Origin of the sequence: Polaribacter sp. Asnod6-C07, assembly GCF_045063625.1 — a bacterium.
Taxonomy (GTDB): Bacteria; Bacteroidota; Bacteroidia; order Flavobacteriales; family Flavobacteriaceae; genus Polaribacter; species Polaribacter vadi_A.
In genome coordinates this window covers 2,424,140-2,440,489 of the sequence record NZ_JBEFOF010000005.1, presented here as the reverse complement: position 1 = coordinate 2,440,489, position 16,350 = coordinate 2,424,140, and the positions used below count along the sequence as shown (strand labels likewise).

At 28.9% G+C, this 16,350-nt stretch carries 11 protein-coding genes and 3 tRNA genes; 4 read left to right on the top strand and 10 right to left on the bottom strand.

Annotated elements, in window-relative coordinates; genetic code table 11:
* Window positions 1–8 precede the first annotated feature (8 nt).
* Entirely contained in the window at window positions 9–983 is a 975-nt protein-coding gene (locus tag ACJJVK_RS10455) for a serine hydrolase (RefSeq protein WP_405565828.1), read from the bottom strand.
* 88 nt (window positions 984–1,071) lie between these two features.
* Entirely contained in the window at window positions 1,072–1,563 is a 492-nt protein-coding gene (locus tag ACJJVK_RS10450) for a DinB family protein (RefSeq protein WP_215993153.1), read from the bottom strand.
* Window positions 1,564–1,796: 233 nt separating this feature from the next.
* On the opposite strand from ACJJVK_RS10450, the gene ACJJVK_RS10445 reads away from it, so the two are divergent.
* The gene (locus ACJJVK_RS10445) at window positions 1,797–2,672 is read left to right on the top strand and encodes a hypothetical protein (protein ID WP_215993154.1); all 876 of its coding nucleotides are present in this window, start codon (window positions 1,797–1,799) and stop codon (window positions 2,670–2,672) included.
* A gap of 471 nt (window positions 2,673–3,143) precedes the next feature.
* Here ACJJVK_RS10445 and ACJJVK_RS10440 read toward each other — a convergent pair whose 3' ends face one another.
* The 6 genes from ACJJVK_RS10440 to ACJJVK_RS10415 all read right to left on the bottom strand — a co-directional run bounded on the left by ACJJVK_RS10440 (window position 3,144) and on the right by ACJJVK_RS10415 (window position 7,547).
* Window positions 3,144–3,629, bottom strand: a complete 486-nt coding sequence (locus ACJJVK_RS10440) for a hypothetical protein (RefSeq protein WP_405565825.1) — start codon at window positions 3,627–3,629, stop codon at window positions 3,144–3,146.
* A 701-nt stretch (window positions 3,630–4,330) separates the two neighbouring features.
* Window positions 4,331–4,549, bottom strand: a complete 219-nt coding sequence (locus tag ACJJVK_RS10435; RefSeq protein ID WP_215993156.1) for a hypothetical protein — start codon at window positions 4,547–4,549, stop codon at window positions 4,331–4,333.
* A gap of 559 nt (window positions 4,550–5,108) precedes the next feature.
* A tRNA-Arg gene (locus ACJJVK_RS10430) sits at window positions 5,109–5,182 on the bottom strand.
* Between the two features lie 29 nt (window positions 5,183–5,211).
* Window positions 5,212–5,286, bottom strand: a tRNA-Pro gene (locus ACJJVK_RS10425).
* A 12-nt stretch (window positions 5,287–5,298) separates the two neighbouring features.
* Window positions 5,299–5,381, bottom strand: a tRNA-Ser gene (locus ACJJVK_RS10420).
* A 102-nt stretch (window positions 5,382–5,483) separates the two neighbouring features.
* Window positions 5,484–7,547, bottom strand: a complete 2,064-nt coding sequence (locus ACJJVK_RS10415) for an HD family phosphohydrolase (protein ID WP_405565823.1) — start codon at window positions 7,545–7,547, stop codon at window positions 5,484–5,486.
* A gap of 135 nt (window positions 7,548–7,682) precedes the next feature.
* On the opposite strand from ACJJVK_RS10415, the gene ACJJVK_RS10410 reads away from it, so the two are divergent.
* A complete protein-coding gene (locus tag ACJJVK_RS10410; protein ID WP_405565822.1) occupies window positions 7,683–8,858 on the top strand; it encodes an acetyl-CoA C-acyltransferase in 1,176 nt (391 codons plus the stop codon).
* Between the two features lie 14 nt (window positions 8,859–8,872).
* Window positions 8,873–9,640, top strand: a complete 768-nt coding sequence (locus ACJJVK_RS10405) for an NlpC/P60 family protein (RefSeq protein ID WP_405565821.1) — start codon at window positions 8,873–8,875, stop codon at window positions 9,638–9,640.
* Window positions 9,641–9,693: 53 nt separating this feature from the next.
* Here the strand turns inward: ACJJVK_RS10405 and ACJJVK_RS10400 are convergent, their stop codons facing one another.
* On the bottom strand, window positions 9,694–10,941 hold the full coding sequence (locus tag ACJJVK_RS10400; protein ID WP_405565820.1) for a tetratricopeptide repeat protein: 1,248 nt from the start codon (window positions 10,939–10,941) through the stop codon (window positions 9,694–9,696).
* Window positions 10,942–10,963: 22 nt separating this feature from the next.
* The gene (gene gyrA / locus ACJJVK_RS10395) at window positions 10,964–13,468 is read right to left on the bottom strand and encodes a DNA gyrase subunit A (RefSeq protein ID WP_215993161.1); all 2,505 of its coding nucleotides are present in this window, start codon (window positions 13,466–13,468) and stop codon (window positions 10,964–10,966) included.
* 271 nt (window positions 13,469–13,739) lie between these two features.
* On the opposite strand from gyrA, the gene ACJJVK_RS10390 reads away from it, so the two are divergent.
* A complete protein-coding gene (locus tag ACJJVK_RS10390) occupies window positions 13,740–16,304 on the top strand; it encodes an ATP-dependent Clp protease ATP-binding subunit (protein WP_405565819.1) in 2,565 nt (854 codons plus the stop codon).
* Window positions 16,305–16,350: the final 46 nt, after the last annotated feature.

Here is a 16,350-nt window from a genome sequence, read left to right as displayed (position 1 = left end):
TTTTAAGACTATAAAGAACGTGAATTTTTTAATACTTTTTCTAATGGTATAACCAAATCTCTTATTGTTTGTTCACCATAAGTATCATGAATTAAAGCCACAATAATATATTTTCTGTTTGGCCCCCAAACTAAAGCAGAATCTGAATGATAATTTCGCCAAGAACCCGATTTTCTATAAACATCTGCCTTTGGTGCAATTCTATCTAAAGTATTTACAAATTTATGGTGCAACTCTGGTGTTTTCATAATTTCTAACATTTCTTTAGAACGTTCTGTACTAATTAAATTACCCAAAGCTAACTGATAATAAAAGCTACATACTTGTCTTGTTGTTGCTGCATGACTTAACCCTTTTATAGGATCTGGATACCTTTTACCTGCAGAGGCATAACGTTTACCAACCCATAAACCTCCACCAACTTCTTCATCATATAATTTATGTTTTGGCGCTCTTAAAACTTCTTCAATTTTTTTATAACCAACTCTATCTATATTTCTTGTTGAAGCTCTGTTGTTCGATTTACTAATCATTAAACGTAAATCATTTTTCAGCTCTGTTGTATATTCTAATTCTCCTTTATCAATGGCATCCATTACCGCTAGAAGAATGGCAATTTTAGGCAAACTGGCTGCATACATCATAAAATTATCATTAATCCCAGCATATTTAAATGAGGTACTATCATTTAAATCTACAATAGCCACAGACATTTGATTAGATCTAATTAAACGACTCCAAGTTTTATTTTTGTAAATTTCTTTTTCTAATGCAACTTGTAGTTTTGCATCTTCTATTTCTTTTATAGGCTTAATTGCTCTATTTAATTCTATAGGTAAATCAACTTTTGTTTTGTTATAAGAATTATTTGTATAAATATAGGTCTTATCTAAAATATCAGTACTATTTTGAGCCAAGAATGGCAAACTAAACAGCATAATAAATATAGTTAATAAGGTATCTTTATATTTTGAGTAAATCATATTTTAAATTTAAAATTTATGTATCTATATAAAGTACAAAACAAATGCCAACAAATAAATTAAAAGTGTTAATGTTTTCTAAAACATCTTAGTTTTCTACCTTTTTAGGTGTAGAAGGGTTATAGCCAAAATCTGAATCTGGTAATTCGATTTCTAGTTGATTAATAATATAACCAACGCTTGCAAAATGATGAATTGCATGACTCTGGGTTTGCATTAAAACAGCTCCTAAAGTAGATCTTGAAGAAACTTTTCCTTTACCTAAATCATCAATAACCGTAACTTCTGTAATTAAATCTTTTTCAGAAATATTCTTAATTTTCTTTAAAATAGAATTAAAATAAGCTATTCCACTTGTAGTATACAACTCTATACTTTCGTTTCTTTCTCGTAAAGTAAGATCTATAATTCTATCAGAAAACCCATTAAAAACACAAGTAAATACATCTAAAATATGACGCATGTGGCAACCAATACTAGAAAAATAAGGCGGAATTGTATTATTAGAATATTCATCATCTGAAATAGTCGATAATAATTTAATCCCTCTTTGTAAATTTTCCTCAATAGCTGCTATCATTAAGTATATTTTTATTTTAAGTCGTAAATTATAAAAAAAATTACTTGCAGTATTCGATTTATATAAAAACTTTTTTACATAATCATAAAAACCTTAATATCAAATACATAACAACCTAAAAACATCATACATAAAATCTAAAAATAATTTTTGGCACGCCTTTTGAAAATACATCAACAAATGCGAAAGCCGAAAAGCAACAAGAGTAGGCAAAACCCTTTAAACCACATATTATGAAAAAAGGTGTACTTATATTATTAGGAATGTTCATGATGGTTTCAACTATTGAAGCCAAAAATGGTGAAGAGAATTTAAATTTTAGGGTAAATTACTCTTACAATAACGCTGTAAATTTCTTTGAAAACGGAATTGAATTCTATATTTTTACCAATGGTGATTTTGATTTTGATACAAACTATAATAGCAGACAAGCTAGAATTGATAGAGATTTTAGAGGAAGAATTAGAAGAATTAATAACGTAACCTTGAGTTATGATTTTAGAGGAAATGTAACTAGAATTGGTAATATTTCTATAAGGTACTACAGAGATCGATTAACAGATGTTGGTAATCTTAGAGTTGATTATGATAGATGGGGAAATCCAATATTTAATGGTAGTGTTAGGGATTATTACTATAATAATGGTATTCGATTTAATGTTAGTTTTGGTGATGTATTTAATTATAATCATACTTTTTTTAATCATAACGATTTTAGAAGAAATTATACTCAGATAAGAGAAGATAGAAACTTTTATTACTACAGAGCAAAACCAAATGCTAAAATCGGTAAAAGAAGTACTATTCTTAAAAGAAGAAAACCTGCTGTAACTGTTAGAAAATCTAATACAATTAAAAGAAACAGCAACAATACTTATAGAAAAAGTAATATAAACAAAAGAGAATCTACAAATAGAAATAATACTTATTCTAGCAATAGAAATGACAGAAATACGAATGTTAAAAGAAATACGAACACTGTAAGTAGAAAAGTAGATTCAGGTAAAAAAACTTCTAACACATCTACTAAAAAAGTAGAATCGAAAAGAAAAACAAATACAACAAGTAAAAAATCTAGCACAAATAATCAAAGAAAAAGAAGAAGTTAAGTTAATTTTAAGGGTGCTTAAATTCTGCCTTTCGTCTGTTTAATTTTCTAATTAAATAAACGAAAGGTTTTTAGTTTAATGACTTTTGTAAAAACTTTGTTTCAAAATAAATAGAAAATAACTCAGTTTAAGATCAAATAAAATATTAATAAAAAAAAAGTAAACCAAATATAATAGTACAGTTCAGCAGATTATTCTTTTATAATAGCCTCTACCATCATCTTAAAAACAGAAGAATATATTTTTAAACTTAAAGATATTAATTCTTTTACTGATTTTAGTATTGTACTATCATTCTTTATTTCTTTTGTGCTTTTTATTAATTACTTAACAAGAATCTTTAGTAAGGTAATTGTTTTATTCTATTATTATTACTAAAACCCATATTGAAAAATAGAACTAAATAAAAAACAGCCTCAAAAGTAAAACTTTTGGGGCTGTTTAATTTAACCTAAACCACTAACCTTATTTTTATACTCTATTTATATTTAATAGTTTATTTGTAGATCTAATATAACTCTCATAGATAGTTCTATATTTCATTAAATCATTTAAACTATATGTAGAGTTTATATTATTTGCTATAATTTTATCTCCGTTTTTTAATTCTAATAGATTTGCATTATTTACTTGATGTCTTATAACTGATCCTTTATAATATGGTAATAAAATATTATTACTAGTTAACAAATTGGTTGCTCCAGATATTCTATCTAAAACATATACATTTGCTTTAATTTCTGAAAATCCTCTAGATTTTTTAACAATCTCAGTATCTACATAAAACATAACTTTAGATGATGGCCTCCAACCTAACTCTTCTTTTGATAGTAAATCTTCTACATTAACTTCTGTTAAATTTAGACTAGACTTTCTTGGTTGGTTTTCAAACTTAGAAAAAGATAAAACACCAACTAAAATAAGTGTAATAACCGTTATTTTTTTTATTGATTTCATAGAAAAGGGTATTAATTAATCTTATTGACACCTCAAAAATAGCTATTTAACTAAGTTTATAATTAAAAATTCGATTAATGTAAATAAAGTTTAGACGAATAAATAAACTCTTTCGCTCAATTAATTTTAAACTCTCCTCAAAAAAAAACTTCACATTTCTGTGAAGTTTAAAGTTGAATTATGTATTGATTTGAATTAATTTTATGTTTACATTTAAAGCTTTATTAACTCTTTCCTTATTATATTCTTAAAAAATTAATCAGTAGAAAATCTAATTAAAAATTTTAAACTCTTACTAATTAAAGATAAAGTAAGGATTAAAAAAGGAAAAAGACATGTAAAAAAGACCATGGCATTTAAAGCATCTAATAAAGATTTAATACCTGAAATTTTTATTAAGTTTTGACCAGAAAAATATAAACCTATTAAACAAATTAGAATTACAACGACTTGTTTTATATTATTTTGCTTCATATTTGGAGGATTATAAGTTAATATCTACTGCATTTCAAAATTATAGTAGATTAAGGAAACTTAAAATAAGCATATTACTTATATTTTAAAATTAAAAAAACAGAAACTAAAGATTTAAAATTAATCTTTAGTTTCTGTTTTCTATAATATTTAAGGATAACAACGTAATCAAATAAAATTCAGAACAACTGTATATGGGGGTTTTTACTGAAATTTAATAATATTATTTAATGAGCTGCTAATTTGATAAGGTATCTTAAGCCTTTACGAATTAAAACCAAAGCATTAATCATAAAAGGAAAAAAACATGTAAAAAAGGTCATTGCATTTAAAGCATCCAATAAGGTTCTAATGCTTTCTATAGCTATTAAGTTTTTACCTGAAATACACATACCTAATGTGCAAATAAGTAAAATAAAGAACTGTTTTTTATAATCTCTTTTCATAATTGGGGGAATTAGAAATTAATAACTTTTTTGTTTTTTGTAAAAAGAATATATTTCTTAACTACACTGTAAATATAAAAACAAATTAAAAATTACCCAATAAGCAAATTACTTATATTTCAAAAAAAAATCTCTTTTAAAATAAAATTTGCACAGGCTTACAAACTCTGTAAAATTTATTATGGATTTATAATCAAACAAAGAACAAAACTTCTGCTTTAATTAGACTTGCTAAATTAGATAATAAAGTGAATCAAACACAGTTTAAAAGTTTTAATAGTATTGCTAGAACAATGACTATTCATAATAAGAATTTCTAAATTATTTTGTTAATTGAAGTACAAACGCTTCAGCAGAATCTTTAAATGCTTAAGTAAAAACTTTTAGAACTCAATTTAGAGAGGTTAGAAATATAGAATTCTTCTTTTTTAGACTAACAAATATTTATGTATAATTTTAAAACCCCACAACTTTTAGACTTGATCCGAGTTTTCCATCAATTAAAAAAAATAAAAGTTGATGAAAACAAAAAACCACACTAAAAATAGTGTGGTTTAAGTGAGCCCTGAAGGATTCGAACCTTCGACCGCCTCCTTAGAAGGGAGGTGCTCTATCCAGCTGAGCTAAGAGCCCGTAGTTTTTATGTTTCTACGAAAACAATGTCGGGGTGGCAGGATTCGAACCTGCGACCTCCTCGTCCCAAACGAGGCGCGATGACCGGGCTACGCTACACCCCGAGTGCAATTTTGCGGAGAGACAGGGACTCGAACCCTGGCGACCAAAAAGGTCGACAGATTAGCAATCTGCTGCATTACCACTCTGCCACCTCTCCAAAAATTTCAAACATCGATTGCTTGAAATAAATTGCGAGTGCAAATGTAATATTAGAATTACAATTTACCAAAACTTTTTTCGTTTTTTATCATACTTTTTTTTATTCAGGATATTCTATCCTTAAATGATAAATGTTCATCAACTTTTTCTTAATTACTTTTTTAATTACTTCAATTTCTCTAAATGTAATATCTGAATTTAAAAACTGATTATCTCCCATCTGTTTATCAATAATCTTATCGATTAAATCACTGATAGATACAGCTGTAGGTTTTTTTAAACTTTTAGAAGCAGCTTCTGCTGCATCGCACATCATTAAAATAGCTGTTTCTTTAGAAAAAGGAATTGGCCCTTGGTATTGAAATTTTTTAATATCAACCTTAATATCTGGATTTAATTCTTGTTCTTTCTTATAAAAATAATAAGTAGCACTTGTACCATGATGTGTTCTAATAAAATCAATAATTCTATCTGGTAAATTGTATTTTTTAGCTACTTCTACTCCTTTTATAACGTGATTTGTAATTATAGTAGAACTATCTCTTGGAGACAAATCATTATGTGGATTTACTCCTGTAGATTGATTTTCTATAAAATACTTAGGGTTTAACATTTTACCTATATCATGATATAAAGCACCAGTTCTGACCAACATAGAATTTGCGCCAATTTCATTAGCGGCTGCTTCTGCTAAATTGGCAACTTGCATTGAATGCTGAAACGTTCCAGGTGCTTTTTCATTTAGCTCTCTTAATAATTTGGTATTTGTGTTCGATAATTCTAACAAAGTTACATCAGAAACTAAACCAAATAGTTTTTCATAAATGTAAATAATGATAATAGACAAAAACGATAACAAACCATTTGCTGCAAACAGCATAAAATAGGTGAAGTTTATTTGTGATGCATTACCTTCTTTTATAATAGAGAAAGCAAAATAAGTTAACATATAAATTAAGGTAATCTGAGCTACAGAAATAAACAAGTTTGCTCTTTTATACAATTCTGAAACTGTAAGAATTGTTACGATACCTGCAATAATATGTAAATAAATAAACTCAAAACTATCAGGTACAATATAACCTAATAGCAGGACTGTTAAAACATGAGTAAAAAGTCCCAAACGTGCATCAAAAAAGGCTTTAATAATAATTGGTAAGATACTTAAAGGCACAACATATAAATATTCTGAATTGTACTTAATAACTAAAGTCTGAATAAATATAATAGCAAATACGTTAAAAAAGATAAAGGTTACTTTATTGTTATTTTCAAATATTTCTATTCTATATTTAAACAAAAAAAGTAGCAACATTAGTAAGGCTAAAGAAACTAATATTGTATATCCGAAAACAATCCAATTATAATTTGAATCTGTCCAAACTTTAGATTCTGATTCACTTTTTAAAGAATTTAAGATCGCTAGTTTTTTTCCTTCAACAAAATCTCCTTTAGAGATAATTAGTTCTCCTTCTTCTACCTTACCTTTGGTATAAGAGATATTACCTATTTCTTTCTCAATTACTTTATCAGTATAAATTTTATCAAAAGAAACATTAGGTTTTATAATCTTTGCTAAAATATCTATCAAGATATTTTTTTTATACAAACCAAGTTCGTCACTTAAATCACTTTTTATTATCGATAAAACATCTTTAGATTTTAATAAATTTTTAAAGACAATATCTTGCACCTCATTGTCTTTTTTTAATGCAATAATTTCATCATAATTTGTTACTCTATTTTCAGTTACTACTTCTAAAAAACCAAACTGATATACCTTATCAATTATATTTTCCCCTAATTTTTTAAGTTTATTTACATCATCTATAGATAAAGAATCATTTGTTTTAATAAGCTTAATTTTACTTTTAAAGTTTTCATTTACTGAGGTTAAAACTTGGGTATCATAAAGAAAATATAATTTAGCTTCTGTATTTATTTGCCTTTTTTCTATGGCAATTTCTTCTTCTGTTTTTTGAATAGCAAAATCGAAATTTGCATATAAATTATCGTATTTCCATAATTGCCCATTATTAAAATCATATTTAAATTGCCCTCCTTTAGGAAATAAATAAACGATAGCAATTGTGGTTATTAAAAACAAAATAACCTTATAGATGATGGTATTATTCCTATAAATTTTATTTACTAAATCACTCATAAACAATACTATTTATTAAACAAACTTACAGTAAATATACGAAGCCAAAAAATTACAATTCTATTAAGATTTCTTTTTGATTTAAAATGGTTATTTTAGCATATTGTTTTTTAAAAATTACCTTAAATTTATTTTATGAATGATGTAGTAATTGTATCTGTAGCAAGAACGCCTATTGGTAGTTTTATGGGGAGTTTATCTACAATACCAGCAACAATCTTAGGAGCAAAAGCCATAAAAGGTGCTTTAGAAAAAATTAATTTAGATGCCAACCTTATAGAAGAAGTATTTATGGGTAATGTGGTTTCTGCTGGTTTAGGACAAGCACCTGCAAGACAAGCTGCAATTCATGCTGGCATACCAGATACTGTACCTTGTACAACCGTGAATAAAGTTTGTGCTTCTGGCATGAAATCGATTATGTTAGCTTCACAAACAATTGCTTTAGGTGATGCTGACATTGTTATTGCTGGTGGTATGGAAAATATGAGTATGATTCCTCATTATCAATATGCAAGAACTGGTTCTAAATTTGGAGCAATTACTATGGAAGATGGTATGCAAAAAGACGGTTTAGTAGATGCTTATAGCAAAATTGCTATGGGTGTTTGTGCTGATGAATGTGCTACTGAATATAATTTTACTAGAGAAGACCAAGATGCATTTGCAATTCAATCTTACGAAAGATCTGCAAAAGCTTGGAGTGAAGGTAAATTTGATGATGAAATTGTACCAGTTTCAATTCCACAAAGAAGAGGTGAGCCAAATATTTTTTCTTCGGATGAAGAGTATAAGAATGTAAAAATGGAAAAAATTCCGGCTTTAAGACCCGCTTTTACAAAAGACGGAACTGTAACAGCTGCAAATGCCTCTACTATAAATGATGGTGGAGCTGCTTTGGTTTTAATGTCTGCTAAAAAGGCTGCTGAGTTAAACCTAACTCCACTTGCAAAAATAGTGAGTTATGCAGATGCTGCTCAAGAACCAAAATGGTTTACAACTGCACCTTCTAAAGCTTTACCAAAAGCATTAGCAAAAGCAAATTTAAATATTGATGATGTAGATTATTTTGAATTTAATGAAGCTTTTTCTGTAGTAGGTTTAGCAAATATGAAAATATTAGGTATTAGTGATAAAAACACCAATATAAATGGTGGTGCTGTTTCTTTAGGGCATCCTTTAGGAGTTTCAGGTGCAAGAATTGTAATTGCTTTAACCTCTATTTTAAAACAAAATAATGCCAAAATAGGTGCAGCTACTATTTGTAATGGTGGTGGTGGTGCAAGTGCATTAATTATAGAACGCATCTAATTTTATTCAATAATTTGTACGGAATTTGTAATTTAAGTATTGTTCCTTTACGAGCAGAATCTTCAGACCAATCAGAAATGGTTAGTCAGGTTTTGTTTGGTGAATGTTTTACCATTCTTGAAAAAGATAAGAATTGGAGTAAAATTAAATTGTCTTTTGATGAATACGAAGGTTTTATAGACAATAAACAATTCGAAGAAATATCCGAAGAATTATTTCATAAAATAAGTGAGCAAACCTATATTTATTCTGGTGAAGTTATTGATTATATTACAGATACTTCTAATAATTTATTAACGATTCCATTAGGTGCTCAGTTACCTTTTTACGAAAACCAGCGTTTTTCTATAAACGAAAAAAAGTTTCAATTTGAAGGAAATATTTTTTCTGGAGTACAATCTAAAAACGAAATTATACAAACCGCTTTTATATTTTTAAATACACCTTATTTATGGGGGGGTAAAACTCCTTTTGGTATTGATTGCTCTGGTTTTACACAAATGGTGTATAAATTATGTGGCCATAAATTATTTAGAGACGCGAAAGAACAAGCAAAACAAGGAGAAGTTTTAAGTTTTATAGAAGAAAGTGAACCTGGTGATTTAGCCTTTTTTGATAATGAGGAAGGAGAAATTATTCACGTTGGTATCATCTTAAAAGATTACCATATTATTCATGCTTATGGTAAAGTTAGAATTGATACTTTAGATCATAGTGGAATTTTTAATAGCGATTTACAAACACATACTCATAAATTAAGAGTCATCAAAAAATTAATATAAAAAAAACCGAAACTTAACAGTTTCGGTTTTTTTTGTTTTATAAAAAGTCTTTTTTATTGACCTCTCATTTCTTTATAAACAACTCTTAAAGCATCTGCTTTTTCAGTCATTTCTAATAGATCATAAATATTTAAAATAGACTTAACAGTATCTTCTGTTCTACCTAATTCATCTGCTTTTTCCAAATAAGGTAAAGCCTCTCTGTATAATTCTTTTTGCTTACCTTCTAACTCATCATACTTTTTAAAGTTAGATAAATTTTTGTTCATTTCCTCAACAATAGCTTCTTCTCCAGCAAGAATTGCTACAGCTAAATTCATGTAAGCATCTCCATAATCTGGCTTTAATTCAATTGCTTTTTTGTAATATTTAATAGCTTCTTCAGTCTTTTTTTCATTTTGATTTACAACACCTAAATTAAAGAAAAGTGAAGGGTTTGTAGGGTCTAACTCAATTGCTTCTTGCATTAATTCACCAAACTTATCCATTTGTTTTAATTTAATGTAAAGTTGAGCTTCGTTTAATAAAAGATTTAAATCTTTTGGATTAGACTTTCTAGCCTCTTGAATAACTACAATTGCTTCATCATTTTTACCTTGGTTTATTAAAATATAACCAATGTTTTTAATAATTTCTGGCTGCTTAGATTCAGAAACTTTATCAGTTGGGTTTGTGTATGTACCAAACTTAACCATTGTGTTTCTATTCTCTTTTGTGCCTAAATTTTCTGTAGCCCCACTTGCTTTATTTACGGCTAAATATTGCGTAGTAATACCTGTGTAACCTATTTTTTGCAACTCATTATAATATTTTAAAGAAGTATCATAATCTTTTTCTAAAGAAGCACTTACAGCTGCATTGTATAAAAAAGTGGTATCATTAGGACTTAATTTATAAGTCAAGTAAAAATCTTTAGTTGCAGATTTATAATCTTTATCTGTACTATAGGCTTTAATTGCTTTTTCTGAAACAAACAGAATTAATTCATTTAATTTTGGTGTAGCAATTTTAGTGTATTTAGAACTACCACTAGCTTTTTCTACTTCAAATAATTTGTTGTAAGCCTCTGCTGCTTTTTCAACATTAGTTTTTCCATACGTAGCACCTTTTAAATAATAATATTTAGCTTCGTACTTTGCATCCATAGAACCTTCCATACTTTCTAAAGGAAGAATAGCTGCTTTCGCTGTCTTAAAGTCATTCTTTTTAATGGCTTTCTCTGCAGCTTTTAGTTCATTTTTTTGCGCGAACATTCCAATTGACATCAATCCTAATGAAAGTGCTAATATTTGTTTTTTCATTTTACTGTATTTAAATTTATTGTTACTCTTGATTTTCGTTTGTACTATTTTCAATATCCGTGCCATTTTCTATTTCTTCATCTGCATCTTCTTCATTTACAACTTTGGCAACAGCTGCAATACTATCGTCTTCTTTAATATTAATTAAACGCACGCCTTGTGTTGCACGTCCCATAACACGTAAGTCTTCAACAGCCATTCTAATAATAATTCCAGATTTATTAATAATCATTAAATCGTTAGAATCGTCTACATTTTTAATGGCTACTAAATTACCTGTTTTTTCAGATATATTTAAGGTTTTAACACCTTTACCTCCTCTATTTGTAAGTCTATAATCTTCTAAACTAGAACGTTTTCCATATCCTTTTTCAGAAACTACAAGAATGTTGCTATCCATATCATTTACAGCAACCATACCAATTACTTCATCATTTTCATGTTGTAAAGTAATACCTCTTACACCAGAAGCTGTTCTACCCATAGGTCTTGTTTTTGCTTCTTCAAAACGAATAGATTTACCCGATTTTAAAGCTAACATTACTTGGCTATCTCCTGTAGTTAATTTTGCTTCTAACAACTCATCACCTTCTTTAATGGTAATTGCATTAATACCATTAGTTCTTGGTCTTGAGTATTGCTCTAAAGATGTCTTTTTAACCTGTCCTTTTTTGGTAGCCATAATTACGTAATGACTATTTACATAATCTTCATCTTTTAAATCTTGAGTTACCAAAAATGCTTTAACGCTATCATCTTGCTCAATATTAATCAAGTTTTGCATTGCTCTACCTTTGGTGTTTTTACCACCTTCAGGAATTTCATAAACACGCATCCAGAAAACTTTACCTTTTTGAGTAAAGAACATCATATATTGATGATTTGTACCAACGAATAAATGCTCTAAGAAATCTTCATTTCTTGTTGTTGCACCTTTTTGACCTCTTCCTCCTCTATTCTGAACTTTATACTCTTCAAGGTTTGTACGCTTTAAATAACCAGCGTTAGAAATGGTAACTACAACTTTAGTATCAGGAATCATATCCTCTATACGCATATCACCACCTGCATATTCTATAATAGATCTACGTTCATCACCATATTTACTTTTGATGTGTAATAACTCATCAGTAATTATTTGATAACGTCTTGGCTCATTAGATAAAATATCTTTTAAGTCTGCAATAGTTATCATAATCTCATCATACTCAGCACGTAATTTATCTTGCTCTAAACCTGTTAATTGACGCAAACGCATTTCTACAATTGCTTTTGCTTGAATTTCTGTTAACTCAAAACGTTCAATTAAACTTGCTCTTGCTTCATCAGCATTAGAAGATGCTCTAATAATTTTAATTACTTCATCAATATTATCAGAAGCTATAATTAATCCTTCTAAAATATGTGCTCTAGCTTCTGCTTTCTTTAATTCATATTCTGTTCTACGAACAACAACCTCATGTCTGTGTTCAACAAAATAATGAATTAATTGTTTTAAATTTAATTGCTCTGGTCTACCATTAACCAATGCAATATTATTTACACTAAAAGAAGTCTGTAATTGCGTGTATTTAAACAGTTTATTTAGAACGATATTTGGTATTGCATCACGTTTTAAAATGTAAACAATACGCATTCCATTTCTATCAGACTCATCTCTAATGTTAGAAATACCTTCAATTTTTTTATCATTTACCAAGTCAGCAGTTTTCTTAATCATATCTGCTTTATTCACTTGGTAAGGAATTTCAGTTACAACAATACACTCACGTCCTTTAACTTCTTCGATATTAGCTTTGGCACGCATTACAATTCGCCCACGACCAGTATGAAAAGCATCTCTTACGCCATCATAACCATAGATAATTCCTCCTGTAGGAAAATCTGGAGCAGTTACGTGTTGCATTAATTCATCTATCTCAATATCTCTATTTTCTATATAAGCAACAGTACCATTTATAACTTCTGTTAAGTTATGAGGCGCCATGTTTGTAGCCATACCAACAGCAATACCAGAAGCTCCATTTACTAATAAATTAGGAATACGAGTTGGTAAAACAGTTGGTTCTTGTAAAGTATCATCAAAATTTAAAGAATGGTCTACAGTATCTTTTTCAATATCAGCTAACATTTCTTCTGATATTTTTTGCATTCTTACCTCAGTATAACGCATTGCTGCAGGAGAATCACCATCTACAGAACCAAAGTTTCCTTGGCCATCTACCATCATATAACGCACACTCCAATCTTGTGCCATTCTTACCATAGAATCGTATACAGAAGTATCTCCATGTGGATGATACTTACCTAATACTTCCCCAACAATTCTTGCTGATTTTTTATAAGCTCCAGTAGCTTTAATTCCTAATTCATGCATCCCATACAAAACCCTTCTGTGCACTGGTTTTAAACCATCTCTTACATCTGGTAATGCTCTTGAAACTATTACTGACATTGAGTAATCAATGTATGCAGCTTTCATCTGCTCTTCAATGTTAATTGGAATTAACTTTTCGCCTTCTGCCATATATAATTCTTATTAATAATTATCTAATTTTTAAAACAAGGCAAGATACTATTTCTTGTAGTTTTTTCAAAGGTTTTAACACTTAGAAACAGCAGAGTTATCAACATTTTTTAATAATTTTTAACGTTATTTTATTTGCCTGATTTACAATAGTTTTCTATCTTGTATTGCAGGTCAAACTGTCAGTTTTATACAATGGCATCTTTTTTGTAATTATTTTGACAAAAAAAGGACTAAATTTACAACACATCAATTTTAGATAGAAAGAAATATGGACGATAATTTTTCACCAAAAGTTAGAGATGTAATCACTTTCAGTAAAGAAGAGGCTTTAAGATTAGGGCATGAATTTATTGGAACAGAACATTTAATACTTGGTTTGATAAGAAAAGGCGAAGGAAAAGCAATAGAAATATTAACAACATTTGATGTTGATTTAATGCTATTGCGTAAAAAATTGGAGCAACTTAATCCATCAAACCCAACATTTACAGAAGTAACAGATAAACCCAGTTTACGTTTAACGAGGCAAGCAGAAAAGGCATTAAAAACAACTTTTTTAGAAGCTAAATTATATCAAAGTGATGCTATTGATACAGCTCACTTACTACTTTGTATTTTGCGTAATGAAAATGACCCAACAACAAAGTTGATTCAAAAATATCACGTAAATTATGATGAAGCAAAAGCATTATATAAACAGTTACATGTAGATAATTCTGATTTAGATTTACCTACAAACCCAATAGCAGAAACTCCTTCTGATGATGAATATGCATCAGAAAAACCAAACCCTTTTGAGCAATCTCAAAAAAGCAAAACAGCAAAAAAATCTAAAACTCCTGTTTTAGATAATTTTGGTAGAGACTTAACAGATTTGGCTGAAAAAGGCAAATTAGATCCTGTTGTGGGGCGTCAAAAAGAAATAGAAAGAGTTTCTCAAATCTTAAGTCGTAGAAAGAAAAATAACCCAATGTTAATTGGTGAGCCAGGTGTTGGTAAATCTGCTATTGCAGAAGGTTTAGCTATTAGAATTGTTGAGCGAAAAGTATCAAGAATTTTATTTGATAAAAGGTTGGTTTCTTTAGATTTGGCTAGCTTAGTTGCAGGTACAAAATACAGAGGTCAGTTCGAAGAAAGAATGAAAGCTTTAATGAACGAATTAGAAAAGAATGATGATATTATTCTTTTTATTGACGAAATTCATACCATAGTTGGTGCAGGTGGTGCAACTGGTTCTTTAGACGCATCTAACATGTTAAAACCAGCTTTAGCTAGAGGAGAAATACAATGTATTGGTGCTACAACTTTAGATGAGTTTAGAACAAATATCGAAAAAGATGGGGCTTTAGAACGTCGTTTTCAAAAGGTAATTGTAGATCCAACTACTGTTGAAGAAACTATTCAAATTTTACAGAATATAAAAGGTAAATACGAAGAACATCATAATGTTGATTTTACAGACGATGCAATTGAAGCTTGTGTAAAATTAACAAATAGGTATATGACAGATAGATACTTACCAGACAAAGCAATTGATGCTTTAGATGAAGCTGGTTCTCGAATTCATATTACCAATATTGTTGTTCCTAAACAAGTTTTGGAACTAGAATCTCAATTAGAGATTATTAGAGATCGTAAAACTAAAGCCGTTAATGGACAAAAATACGAGGAAGCTGCCAAGTTAAGAGATGATGAAAAGAATATGGAGGCTGCTTTAAATTCTGCTCAGAAACAATGGGAAGATGACTCTAAATTAAACAGAGAGATTGTTACAGAAGATAATGTTGCAGAAGTAGTTTCTATGATGACAGGAATTCCTGTAAACAGAGTTGCAGAAGCAGAAAGCCATAGACTACATGAATTACCAGGAATGATTAAAGGTAAAGTAATTGGGCAAGATGAAGCAGTAACTAAAGTTGTAAAAGCAATTCAACGTAATAGAGTGGGCTTAAAAGACCCAAACAAACCAATTGGTTCTTTTATTTTCTTAGGACAAACTGGTGTTGGTAAAACTCAATTAGCAAAAGTTTTAGCTCGTGAATTATTTGATTCTGATGATTCTTTAATTAGAATTGACATGAGTGAATACATGGAAAAATTTGCGATTTCACGTTTAATTGGTGCACCTCCAGGTTATGTGGGTTATGAAGAAGGTGGTCAATTAACAGAAAAAGTACGTAGAAAACCATATTCTGTAATTTTATTAGATGAGATAGAAAAAGCGCATCCAGATGTGTTTAATATGCTGTTGCAAATTTTAGATGATGGCCATATTACTGATAGTTTAGGTCGTAAAATCGATTTTAGAAATACCATAATTATTATGACATCTAACATTGGTGCTCGTCAATTAAAAGACTTTGGTGGTGGTGTTGGTTTTGGAACATCTTCTAAAAAAGAACAAGCAGATGCACATGCAAAATCTGTTATTGAAGGTGCATTAAAGAAATCTTTTGCACCAGAATTCTTAAATAGAATAGATGATGTAATTGTATTTAATGCTTTAGAAAGAGAAGATATTCATTCTATTATCGACATTGAATTAGATAAACTATTACACAGAATTTCTGATTTAGGTTACACTTTAAATTTAAGTGATAAAGCTAAAGATTATATTGCTGATAAAGGTTTTGATAAAAAATATGGAGCCAGACCTTTAAAGAGAGCAATTCAAAAATATATCGAAGATGCTTTAGCTGAAGAAATAGTAAATTCTAAACTTTCTGAAGGCGATACTATTTCTATGGATTTTGATGATGTAAAAGATGAACTTACAATTAATATTGTAAAAGGCGAAAAGAAACCTGAAACAAGAACTAAAACAGAGTCTTAATATAATTTATATTTAAAAGCATAAAAAACTCGCAGATACTGCGAGT